At 35.6% G+C, this 12,647-nt stretch carries 10 protein-coding genes; 7 read left to right on the plus strand and 3 right to left on the minus strand.

The features are described from left to right. Nucleotides 1-24: 24 nt before the first annotated feature. The 3 genes from infB to rimP form a co-directional block, all read right to left on the minus strand. Nucleotides 25-3,015, minus strand: coding sequence for a translation initiation factor IF-2 (gene infB / locus OMO38_RS03065; RefSeq protein ID WP_264748754.1), 2,991 nt, complete (start codon nucleotides 3,013-3,015; stop codon nucleotides 25-27). Nucleotides 3,016-3,092: 77 nt separating this feature from the next. Next, entirely contained in the window at nucleotides 3,093-4,328 is a 1,236-nt protein-coding gene (gene nusA, locus OMO38_RS03070; protein WP_264748755.1) for a transcription termination factor NusA, read from the minus strand. Nucleotides 4,329-4,346: 18 nt separating this feature from the next. After that, nucleotides 4,347-4,814, minus strand: coding sequence for a ribosome assembly cofactor RimP (gene rimP, locus OMO38_RS03075; RefSeq protein ID WP_264748756.1), 468 nt, complete (start codon nucleotides 4,812-4,814; stop codon nucleotides 4,347-4,349). Nucleotides 4,815-5,081: 267 nt separating this feature from the next. On the opposite strand from rimP, the gene OMO38_RS03080 reads away from it, so the two are divergent. The 7 genes from OMO38_RS03080 to OMO38_RS03110 all read left to right on the plus strand — a co-directional run bounded on the left by OMO38_RS03080 (nucleotide 5,082) and on the right by OMO38_RS03110 (nucleotide 12,635). Beyond that, nucleotides 5,082-6,404, plus strand: coding sequence for a UDP-glucose dehydrogenase family protein (locus tag OMO38_RS03080; RefSeq protein WP_264748757.1), 1,323 nt, complete (start codon nucleotides 5,082-5,084; stop codon nucleotides 6,402-6,404). Nucleotides 6,405-6,565: 161 nt separating this feature from the next. Then, the gene (gene rfbB / locus OMO38_RS03085; protein ID WP_264749119.1) at nucleotides 6,566-7,645 is read left to right on the plus strand and encodes a dTDP-glucose 4,6-dehydratase; all 1,080 of its coding nucleotides are present in this window, start codon (nucleotides 6,566-6,568) and stop codon (nucleotides 7,643-7,645) included. Between the two features lie 107 nt (nucleotides 7,646-7,752). Beyond that, nucleotides 7,753-8,610, plus strand: a complete 858-nt coding sequence (locus OMO38_RS03090; protein WP_264748758.1) for an ABC transporter permease — start codon at nucleotides 7,753-7,755, stop codon at nucleotides 8,608-8,610. 80 nt (nucleotides 8,611-8,690) lie between these two features. Continuing rightward, entirely contained in the window at nucleotides 8,691-9,932 is a 1,242-nt protein-coding gene (locus OMO38_RS03095) for an ABC transporter ATP-binding protein (protein WP_264748759.1), read from the plus strand. A 97-nt stretch (nucleotides 9,933-10,029) separates the two neighbouring features. Continuing rightward, nucleotides 10,030-10,764, plus strand: coding sequence for a class I SAM-dependent methyltransferase (locus OMO38_RS03100; RefSeq protein ID WP_264748760.1), 735 nt, complete (start codon nucleotides 10,030-10,032; stop codon nucleotides 10,762-10,764). Further along, nucleotides 10,757-11,683, plus strand: coding sequence for a glycosyltransferase family 2 protein (locus tag OMO38_RS03105; protein WP_264748761.1), 927 nt, complete (start codon nucleotides 10,757-10,759; stop codon nucleotides 11,681-11,683). The genes OMO38_RS03100 and OMO38_RS03105 overlap by 8 nt, the downstream gene beginning before the upstream one ends. Beyond that, entirely contained in the window at nucleotides 11,676-12,635 is a 960-nt protein-coding gene (locus OMO38_RS03110) for a GDP-L-fucose synthase family protein (protein ID WP_264748762.1), read from the plus strand. Before OMO38_RS03105 ends, OMO38_RS03110 begins: the two co-directional genes overlap by 8 nt. Nucleotides 12,636-12,647 lie beyond the last annotated feature (12 nt).

Genomic DNA, 12,647 nt, shown 5'->3' on the forward strand with positions numbered 1-12,647 from the left:
GGGGATTTTTATTGTATCTGAAATTTACTTCAACTTCTTCTTCACAGCAACTTCTTCGTATACTTCAAGAATGTCATTCTGTTCAATATCATTGTAACCTTTTAGGTTCAATCCGCATTCGTAGCCTTTTGTAACTTCTCTTACATCGTCTTTGAAACGTTTTAAACTTTCAAGTTCACCGTCGAATTTCACAATACCGTCTCTTAGCAATCTTACTTTAGACTGTCTTGTTACTTTTCCGGTAAGAACCATACAACCTGCAATGGTACCGATCTTAGAAATCTTGAAGACTTCACGGATTTCTACATTACCGATTACCTGCTCCTGAATCTCTGGAGAAAGCATTCCCTCCATCGCTTCTTTTACCTCATCGATTGCTTTATAGATAATAGAGTATGTTCTGATTTCTATTTCTTCACGGTCTGCCAAATCTTTTGCATTAGCACCGGCTCTTACGTTAAATCCGATGATAATTGCGTCTGAAGCTGCCGCCAAGTTAATATCAGATTCAGTGATCTGTCCTACACCAGAGTGTAGAATATTAACACTGATTTCCTCTGTTGATAATCTCTGTAACTGATCAGATAGTGCTTCTACTGAACCATCCACGTCACCCTTCAAGATAATGTTCAATTCCTTGAACTCCCCTAAAGCAATACGTCTACCCAATTCTTCAAGTGTCGTATGCTTCTTGGTTCTGATAGAAAGTTCTCTCTGTAACTGCTCTCTCTTGTTAGCGATTGCTTTACCTTCACTTTCGTCAGCGTAAACTCTAAATTTATCACCTGCTGTTGGCGCTCCGTCAAGACCTAAGATCGTTGCCGGAATAGAAGGACCTGCCTGTTCAAGGTTTTTCCCCCTTTCATCAAGCAAGGCTTTTACTTTACCATGGTTTTTCCCTGCTACCACATAATCTCCAACTCTTAAAGTTCCAGTCTGTACCAACATTGTAGATACATAACCTCTACCTTTATCTAGAGAAGCTTCTATTACAACACCTTGTGCAGCACGCTCAGGATTAGCTTTCAACTCAAGCATTTCTGCCTGAAGCAATACTTTCTCTAAAAGGACATCCATATTGTTACCCATTTTAGCAGAAATTTCCTGCGCCTGAACATTTCCACCCCACTCTTCCACAAGAATATTCATTCCGGAAAGCTGTTGACGGATGTTGTCTGGGTTTGCATTCGGCTTATCAACCTTGTTGATAGCAATAATCATTGGTACACCTGCAGCCTGTGCGTGAGAAATTGCTTCCTTCGTTTGTGGCATCACATCATCATCGGCAGCGATTACGATAATTGCAATATCGGTAACCTGTGCACCTCTCGCTCTCATCGCGGTAAAGGCTTCGTGACCCGGCGTATCTAAGAATGTAATTCTCTGACCGTTTTCCAGTTTCACATTGTATGCACCGATGTGCTGTGTTATTCCACCAGATTCACCTGCGATAACGTTGGTTTTTCTGATGTAATCCAATAATGAAGTTTTACCGTGGTCAACGTGACCCATTACCGTTACAATCGGAGCTCTTGAAACAAGGCTTTCTTCTGTATCGATATCTTCTTCAGAATCTGTTTCTTCTAGATCAGCATCCGAGAATTCAATTTTAAATCCGAATTCGTCAGCTACTAATAATAAGGTGTCAGCTTCCAATCTCTGGTTCATGGTTACCATTACACCAAGAGAGAAACAAGCAGAAATTACTTCGGTTGCACTTACATCCATCAAACTAGCCAGTTCCCCAACTGTGATAAATTCTGTAACTTTTAGTGAAGTATCTCTTGCATCTGCTTCTTGCTGAAGGTTATCCTGTTCTCTACGGTAACTTCTTTTATCTTTTCTGTGTTTAGCAGATTTTGACTTACCACCTTTATTGGTTAGTTTTTCAAGAGTTTCCTTGATTTGGTTTTTAACCTGCTCGTCAGTCAATTCGACTGGCATTGTTCTCTGACCAGGTCTGTTGTTGTTTCCAAAACGGTTTCCACCCCCTTGTCCCGGAGGTCTGTTCCCCTGAGGGCCCCCTTGACCTTGAGGTCTGTTTCCACCTGGGCCACCCGGACGGTTTTGACCACCCTGTCCCGGAGGTCTGTTTCCTTGAGGACCACCTTGTCCCGGCGGACGGTTTCCACCTGGGCCGTTTTGACCTTGAGGACGGTTTTGTCCGCCTTGATTATTTCCGCCTTGTTGGTTACCAGTATTCTGGTTTGGACCACCCGGCTTTTCAATTCTCTTTCTTTTCTTCTTGGCTGCATTCGGCTTCGGCGCAAACTGCGTTAAGTCGATTTTTTCACCAACAATTTTTGGCCCATCCAATTTTTGATAAACCGTTTCAATCTTCTGAGATTCCTGAGGTTCTTCCGCTGCAGGAGCTGGTTTTTTTTCTTCCACTTTCTCAATTGGTTTTTCAACCGGTTTAGGTGATTCTTTCACAGGTTCTGCAGCTTTTGGTTCTGCTTTCGCCTCTTCCACTTTTGGCTTATCTTTTTTGGCAGGTCTGTTTCTATTTCCCTCAATCTGAGACAAATCGATTTTATCCAACACTTTAAATTCCTGCTTTTCAGGTGTCGGTTTAGTTTCAGAAACCACTTTCGTTTCTTCCTTTGCCGGTTCTTTCACTTCTTCGACAACCTCTTTTTTCTCCTCAACAGGAGCTGGTGCAGGTGCCGGAGCAGGAGTTTCTTCTACCGCCTCAGGTTTTTTAGGTTCCAAATCAATTTTACCTAAAATTCTGGTTTCTGGTTTATTAGCTTTAGCTCTTATTACTTCAGGGGTTTTATTTTCTTCAATTTCCAGTTTTTCTTCCGGAACTTTAGAAATCACCACCTCATGAGAAGCTTTACGTTGTTCGCCGTCTTTGGCAAACTCAGCTTCCAATGCAGAATATGCCGCCTCTTCTAATTGAGCGTTAGGATTGCTTTCAACCACAATATCTTTAGACTGTAAAAATTCTACCAGCCTTGACATCGATATATTGAATTCCTTAACCGCTTTATTTAATCTTATTTTTGGCATCTATATTATTTACTGTTTTTTTTAATTTTTAAAATTAAAGTATTCTTTTTACTGTTTATTAAAATCTATATTAAATTTTAATCTTCAAATTCTGCTTTCAGGATACTTTTTACATCATTGATTGTCTCCTCTTCCAAGTCAACCATCTTCAATAAACTCTCTGTATCTTTATCAAGAACTGATTTTGCAGTCGTAAGACCTACTTTCTTAAACTCATCCAAAATCCACTGCTCGATATCGTCATTGAATTCTCTCAAATCAACGTCATCATCTTCGCTAGCTTCTCTGTACACGTCAATTTCGTAACCTGTCAACCATGAAGCCAATCTGATATTCTGACCTTGCTTACCGATAACTTTAGAAATCTCTTCAACAGGAGTATAAACCATAGCATAATTGGTTTCCTCGTTGATGTCAATTTTATTGATGGTAACATTTCCTAAAGCTCTCTTCACCAATATTTCAGGGTTTTTCGACCACTGAATTACATCTATATTTTCGTTTCTTAATTCTCTTACCACACCGTGGATTCTTGAACCTTTTACTCCGACACAAGCTCCTACAGGATCTATTCTGTCATCGTAAGCATCTACAGCGATTTTCGCTTTTTCTCCCGGAATTCTTACAGCTTTTTTAAGAATAATAGTTCCGTCCTGAATTTCAGGAATTTCTAATTCCAATAATTTTTCCAAGAATTTTGGAGCGGTTCTCGAAATAATAATTTGCGGTTTAGATCCTTTAAAATCAACAGATTCTACAATCGCTCTGATATTTTCGCCCTTCTTGAAGAAGTCTGACGAAATTTGATTTTCTTTTGGCAAAATAAATTCATTGTCCTCATCATCAAGCAAGATCACATGCTTGTGACGGATATGGTGAATTTCTCCTGTTACAATCTCTCCGATTTTATCTTTAAACTGCTCATAAAGCATCGCATTATTATGCTCCTGCAATTTCGTAGCCAAGATTTGCTTCAACGTCAAAACATTTCTTCTTCCTAATTGAGCTACCGGAATTTCCATTGTAAAATCTTCACCTACTTCAAAAGTCGGATCAATTTTCTTCGCTTCGGTAATTTCGATTTCCAAATCATCATCTTCAGACATTTCGTCTTCTACGATTGTTTTGTTTAAGAAAATCTGAAAATCACCTTTATCAGGGTTTACAATAACATCAAAGTGATCATCAGAATCAAATCTTTTTCTCAAAAGAGTTTTTAGAGAATCTTCAATAATTGCCATCAGATCAATCTTACTGATCCCCTTTTCGTCTTTAAAATCACCAAAGGATTCAATCAACGCTATATTATCCATTTATCTTTTTTTCTTTAATTAAAATTTAACTACTACCAACGCTTTTTTGATTTCAGAGTACAAAATTTCTTTTTCCTCTTCCACGTCTACTTTACCTTTACCTATATCTTTCGGTTTTCGGTAACGAAGAATCAATGTAATTTTTTCTTCGTCTACCTGAGCCAGCTCACCTTCTACTGTTGTAGAATCAGTAAGCATTACTTCGATTTCTCTTCCTATATTTTTATTAAACTGTCTAAGCGTTGCCAAAGGCTCACTCAATCCTGCAGACATTACCTGAAGGCTGAAATCATGCTCGTCACGGTCTGCATTGAATTCTATGGCACGGCTTGCATCAAGACAATCCTGTAAAGTCACACCATTGTCACCATCTAAAATCACAGTAACATCATCAGCTGCAGAAATCTTTAAATCAATAAGAAATAAATCCTCTCTCGTCTCAAGGAAAGTATTTAATAATGTTTCAATATTTTTTCTAAACTCCATATTTATATTATCATGGTCTATCTGTACGAAAAAAGGCTTTCTTGCGAAGCCTTCTCATTTTTCCCGTAAATCTTATGCAAATATAATACATTTTTATAAAATAAACAAATACGCTTCATAATCAACCGAATAAGTTTTTAAAAATATCATTTTAAAGGTGTAGCAAAATGATATTTATCAATGATTTTGAACAACTTATTGTTTATTTAAAAAGACCATGAAACTATTTTTAGTATTTTTGTCGAGAATTTTTTAAAAACATATATTTTGAATATTACAATAGTAGGAACAGGCTATGTAGGATTGGTTACCGGAACCACCCTTGCAGAACTTGGAAATTCTGTATACTGTGTTGATATAGATGAAAAAAAAGTGGCGGACATGAAAAACGGAATCGTGCCGATTTATGAGCCGAATCTTGAAGAAATGTTCCTAAGAAACATACAGGCGGAAAGACTTTTTTTCACCACCAATTTAAAAGAAGCCTTAGATAAAAGTGAAGTCATTTATTTGGCATTACCCACACCTCCCGGTGAAGACGGCTCAGCAGACCTCTCTTATGTTTTAAAAGTTGCCAACGATATTGGCGAAATGATGACCGAATATAAAGTGGTCGTTAATAAAAGTACGGTACCTGTAGGAACTGCCGACCGAGTTTCAGAAGTAATTGCTTCAAAAACTCAAATTCCTTTTGACGTAGTTTCAAATCCTGAATTTTTGCGTGAAGGCTTTGCCGTTGAAGATTCTATGAACCCTGCCAGAGTGGTTGTAGGATCAAGTTCTGAAAAAGCAAAAGACATTATGGCGCAGATCTATCAGCCATTTACCAATACCGGAATTCCTATTATATTTATGGATGAGAAATCATCTGAATTAACGAAATACGCATCCAACTCTTTCTTAGCGGTTAAAATTACTTTCATGAATGAAATCGCCAACTATTGCGAAAAAGTAGGCGCTGACGTTGACAAAGTGAGACTGGGAATGGGAAGCGACGACAGAATCGGAAACCGTTTTCTATTTCCTGGAATCGGATATGGCGGAAGCTGTTTCCCGAAAGATGTAAAAGCACTGATCAAATCCGGAAAAGATGAAGATTTTAATTTTCAGATTTTGGAAGCGACAGAAAATGTCAATATTTCTCAAAAAGTGATTTTGGTTTCTGAAATTGAAAAATATTTCGGAGGAAATCTTCAAGGAAAAACAATTGCAGTTTGGGGGCTAGCTTTTAAAGCAAATACCGACGATATCAGAGAAGCTTCTTCTTTAGATAATATAGATTTATTACTTAAAAAAGGAGCAAAAGTTGTCGCATATGACGCCATAGCGGAGAAGAATGTTAAGAAAATACTGGGAGATAAAATACAGTATGCCAAAAATATGTACGAGGCACTGGAAAATGCAGATGCCCTGTTTATTGCCACAGAATGGCCGGAATTCAAAAATCCGAACTTTAAATTGATGGCTGAGAAAATGAACAATAAAGTAATTTTTGACGGAAGAAACATGTATCCCTTGGAAACTCCTGAGCAAAACGGATTTTTCTATAAGTCAATTGGAAGAAAAACTGTTCAGCAGGAAACAAAGTAAAAAATAAGGATTTTCATGTTGATTGTGAAGATCAGGAACCACGCAGTGGTTCAATTTATATAGCCACAGATGAACCTGTGAAAAAAAACATAAACGATCACAGATCAGCTGTGAAAATTAAATTAATACAAGCCAAAAGCTGGCTGCCAACAGAATACAACATGAAAAATATCATCATTACAGGCGGAGCAGGATTTATAGGATCACACGTAGTTCGTGAATTTGTTAAGAACAATCCGGATTCTACCATCATCAATCTTGATGCATTGACTTACGCTGGAAATCTTGAGAATTTAAAAGATATTGAAAACGAGCCAAACTACGTTTTCGAAAAAGCAGATATTACAAAACCTGAAGAATTAAGAAAGGTTTTTGAAAAATACAATCCGGATGCCGTTATACATTTAGCAGCAGAAAGCCATGTTGACAGAAGTATTATAGATCCTATGGCATTTATTAATACTAACGTCAACGGAACAGCAAATCTTCTGAATCTCTGTAAAGAATTCTGGACATTAAACCCAGATCACACGCACGGAAGATTCCCGAACGAAAAGCGAACGAATTTGTTTTATCACGTTTCCACAGACGAAGTGTACGGAAGCTTAGGTGAGACAGGGTTTTTCCTTGAAACAACTACTTACGATCCCCAATCTCCCTATTCTGCTTCAAAAGCAGCTTCGGATCATTTGGTGAGAGCTTACGGAAATACGTATGGGATGCCTTTTATCGTCTCAAACTGTTCAAATAATTACGGACCGAATCACTTCCCTGAGAAACTGATTCCGCTTTGTATCTCAAATATCATTAATGAAAAACCTTTACCAATATACGGTGACGGAAAATACACAAGAGACTGGTTATTTGTAATCGATCATGCCAAAGCAATTCACCAGATTTTCAACGAAGCTAAAACCGGAGAAACGTACAACATCGGAGGTTTCAATGAATGGCAGAATATCGATTTGGTAAAAGAACTGATCAAACAGATGGATGAAAAGCTTGGAAATCCTGCAGGTCATTCAGAAAAACTGATCACTTATGTAAAAGACAGACCGGGACACGATAAGCGTTATGCAATTGATGCCAACAAACTGAGCAATGATTTAGGATGGAAACCTTCTGTAACTTTCGAACAGGGTCTGGGAAAAACAATCGACTGGTTTTTAGAGAACAAAGAGTGGCTGGAAAATGTAACTTCCGGAGATTATCAGAAATATTACGACGGTCAATATAATTAGTGGATTCGAAGTGAAATCTATATGATCAATATTGTTTAAATCAGACACTTAGTTTCAAAATAGACTAATTAATTATTTATTATAAATTTGTAAAAATTTCCCCACAAATGCGTGAACCCCAACAACAATGGACCAACGTTATTGAGTCTAAACATTCTTTATTCCAGCTCAACTTAAGAGAAGTATGGCAATATCGAGATTTGGTCTTTATGTTTGTAAAAAGAGATTTTATTTCTTCATTCAAACAGACTGTGTTAGGTCCGCTTTGGTTTTTCATCAACCCTATTTTAACTACGATTGTTTTTACTCTTGTTTTTGGGAACATTGCCAACTTACCCACAGACGGTATTCCTCCTATATTATTTTATTTGGCAGGAAACACACTTTGGGGTTATTTCAGTAGTACTATGCTGAGTGTATCTAATGTTTTTACAGGAAATGCCGGGATTTTTGGTAAAGTATATTTTCCAAGACTAGTGACTCCAATCTCTACCATTATATCAAGTTTTATGCGCCTCGGCATCCAATTGGTTTTATTTTGGTTTGTACTTGCCTATTACATTTATCGTGGGGAAGTGCATCCTAACTCGTGGGCATTTTTCTTTCCGGTTTTAATTATATTTCTTGCCCTATTTTCATTGGGCTTGGGAATGATATTTTCTTCACTTACTACAAAATATAGAGACTTATCATTACTTTTAGGTTTTGGAGTCAGTTTATTTATGTGGTTTACTCCAGTCATTTTACCGACCTCTTTAGTTAAGCAAAAATTAGGAGACTACGGCTTTATTGCTGACCTGAATCCGTTGACACCTATTTTCGAATGTTTCAAATATGGTTTTATAGGCTCGGGAGATTTTAATACGGCAAGACTAATGATTAGTTTTGTATTTATCATTATTGTTTTGCTTATTGGAATCGTAATTTTTAATAAATCTGAAAAATCTTTCATAGACACCGTGTAGATCTTTAATGGAAATGAATCTATTGAATTACAGACGGTGACTGAGTCAAAATTAATTTTTAATTTTTAAACCAAAAACACATGCTAGCTTTAAAAGCTGAAAATATATCAAAACAATATCGCCTGGGACAAGTGGGAACAGGAACATTAACTCATGATCTCAACCGATTTTGGCATAAGGTGAGAGGTAAAGATGATCCTTACTTAAAAATTGGAGACTCCAATGACCGCTCTACAAAAGGCAGTTCCGATTACGTATGGTCGTTGCGTGACATTAATTTTGAAATTGAACAGGGAGATGCTGTTGGGATTATCGGAAGAAACGGTGCCGGAAAATCTACCTTACTCAAAATTTTGAGCAAAGTAACAAAACCAACCACAGGAAAAATATATACAAACGGAAGAATTGCCTCACTTTTAGAGGTAGGAACCGGCTTCCACCCTGAAATGACAGGTCGCGAAAACATTTATCTGAATGGAGCTATTCTGGGCATGACCCGCAAAGAAATCAAACGCAAATTTGATGAAATCGTAGATTTTTCAGGTGTTGAGAGATATATTGACACACCAGTTAAAAGATATTCTTCAGGAATGTATGTGCGTTTGGCATTTGCCGTAGCCGCCCACTTAGAGTCTGAGATTTTAATTGTGGATGAAGTTTTGGCTGTAGGTGATGCAGAGTTTCAGAAAAAATGCCTGGGGAAGATGGGAGATGTGACAAGGGGTGAAGGAAGAACAATTTTATTTGTCAGTCATAATATGGCCGCAATTCAAACATTATGTAACTATGGTATTCTTTTAGAAAATGGAAAATCAAAATTTTCAGGTCAAATAAGTGAAGTAATATCACATTATTCTACCGCAAATAGCTTATCAGAAAAAATTGTTCCTAATACTAAAAATATTGCTTATCTGACCGGCATTAATTTTTTTTCAAATGACAAATTTGGAATTATTTGTGGTGCAGATGTGAGATTTGAGTTTAATATATTCGCAAAAGAAAAATTAGAAAACATTGTAATCGGCCTCGGAATAAATGACAATATGGGGACACGAATTGTAACTCCATTTTCGATGCACTTTGATGAAAAATTCACTTTAAGCACGGGAGAAAATACAATAGCTTGTAGCATTCCTAACTTTCCACTGAAATTGGGAATTTACCAAGTTGAAATTTATATTGGAGATGGTGAAAAAACATTTGATTATTATGATAAGGGATTAATTATTAAAATAGAATCATTTGATGAAAATTACTCAAAAATAAATCCTGATTCCTCTCAAGGCAGCATCATTTTGCAGCAAAACTGGATTAAAATGTAAAAGTTGAAATATGTAAAATAATAAAATGGAAATTATATTAAAGACTTAGGAAGTTTTCTATTAAATGTATTTGAACATAAAAAAATTATCTCAAAGAATGAATACAATAAAAAAAATTATAAAATCAATTTTAGGAATCGGTCAAAAAAAACAAAATCGTAAAAATGAACCATACGATTTTGATAAAAATAACCCTTTGGGCGATGGTGGTGAAAGGGTAGATTTTACTTACAGTTCTTCTTTAGACATTTCTATATTAGATATGTACCAGCAAAATCATATTCAAAGATACTTGTTTGCAGAAAAATTGATTTCTAATAATTTAGTTTGCGGAGATTTTGCATGTGGTACAGGTTATGGAAGTGTAATTCTGAGTAAAAATAGTAAAAGCGTATTGGGAATTGACCTTAACTCGAAGGTTATTGAAGAAATAAAGAAACGTTACCAAAGCATCACAAACGTATCTTTCGAAAATAAAAATCTTTTAGAAATTGAATTTGAGAATAAATTTGATGCCATCATTTCTTTTGAAACGATCGAACATTTTACAGAGGAAAACATTTACAAGTTACTCTCCTTATACAATAAAGCATTAAAAGACAACGGACAATTAATAATTTCTGTACCCTACTTACAAGAAGAATCTGAAAATGCTAAAAAGCTTGGCTTTCATTTAACTTTCGAAATCAATGAAGATAAGATTTCAAACTGGCTAAGAGAGACTGGATTTATTGTTGAAAAAAATTATTACCAAAATTATAAAACTCATACCATTCACGAAACTCTAGATGATAAGGACTTTATCATTTGTATTGCTAAAAAAAATGGCTAAAGTATCTATTTGCATACCAACATATAATAATCTTGAAGCCTTCAAAAGATGCTTAGATTCTGTTCTAGTGCAAAAGTATTCTGATTATGAGATCGTGATAACAGATGATTCTTCCAATGATGAAATTGAAAAGTATCTTAATGAACAGAATATCTTAAAAGACATTTTCTATTTTAAAAATCAAATTACATTAGGATCTCCTGAAAATTGGAATGAGGCAATAAGAAGGTCTAAAGGAGAATATATTAAAATTCTCCATCATGATGATTGGTTTACTAATGAAAATTCTTTAGAAATATTTGTACAGTTACTTGATAAAAACCCAATATCAACAATAGCTTTTGTAACCTCAAAAAATGTAAATTCAGAAAACAATACAATTATTAACTACAATTGTCCATCTCTAGAAAAAATTGAAGAAATTAAAAATAATCCTATAACGTTATTGAATGGTAATTTTATAGGTGCTCCAAGTGCCACTATATTCCGAAAAAATAATTTCTCTAATTTTGACAGCAATACAATATGGTATGTAGATATAGATTTTTATATCCAAATACTTTTGCGAAGCAATCATTTGGCATTTTCAGAAATTGATGCCATCAGTATAGGAGCAAGTCCTACACAAATAACAAAAAATGTAGTAGACAACAAGACAGTAAACATTGTCGAATATTTTTATCTTTTACACAAGTGGGGTATTAAAAAAATTATTGAATCTCCAATTGAGCATACTACCCTATCTCAACTGAGAAGATTTGGAATAAAGAATTCGCAAGACATCAAAAAACTGGGATTTAAAGATTCTCTTCCGAAAGATTTAAACAAATTATTTAGAAAAATATTTATTATAAATTTAAAAGAAAAATTAAAATTAATAAAAAGGGAAACTATCTTTTTTAAAAAAAACGATGAATAAATCCTCAAAAATATATATCACAGGACATCGCGGAATGTTGGGAAGTACTACTTTAAATCTGTTTAAAGAAGCTGGCTATACTAATATCATGACCGCAACTCATTCCGAATTGGATCTCACCAATCAACAGGCTGTTGAAGATTTTTTCCAAAAAGAAAAACCGGAATACGTGATTCATATTGCTGCCAAAGTTGGCGGTATAAAAGCTAATATTGACAACCCAGCTATTTTTCTGTATGACAACTTAATAATGCAGGCCAACGTAATCAATTCTTCTTATAAAAACGGAGTGAAGAAATTTGTTTTTTTGGGAAGCTCATGCATCTATCCCAAAGAGTCACCACAACCGATGAAAGAGGAATACCTTCTTACCGGAAAGCTGGAACCTACCAATGAGGGGTATGCAATTGGTAAAATTGCGGGAATCAAATTATTAGAAACTTATTATCAACAGTACGGTTTTCAAAGTATCAGCCTGATGCCAAGTAATCTGTATGGTCCCAATGACAGTTTTGATTTGGCCCATGCTCATGTTTTGTCTTCACTGGTCAAAAGATTTGTTGACGCTAAAGAAGAAAATGCAGCATCTGTTACACTTTGGGGAACAGGCATTGCGAAAAGAGAGTTTCTACACGTAAATGATTGCGCGAGAGCCATTTTATTTATGTTTGAAAATTATCATTCGCCAGAATTTATCAATATAGGCCCAGGTGATGATATCGGAATCAAAGCTCTGGCAGAAACCATTGCTGAAAAAGTAGATTACCAAGGTGAACTGATTTGGGATGAAACCAAACCTAATGGAATGCTTAGAAAATGCATGGATGTTAGCAAAATGCTAGAAACAGGGTTCAAACCGGAAATAAATTTAGATCAGGGAATTGATCAGGTAATAAAAAGATATAAAGAACTTAAAAATAAAACTGAAATGTCAAATTTGGACATTGAATAAAAATAAACTCCA

This window comes from Chryseobacterium kimseyorum (assembly GCF_025971945.1).
Classification (GTDB): Bacteria; Bacteroidota; Bacteroidia; order Flavobacteriales; family Weeksellaceae; genus Chryseobacterium; species Chryseobacterium kimseyorum.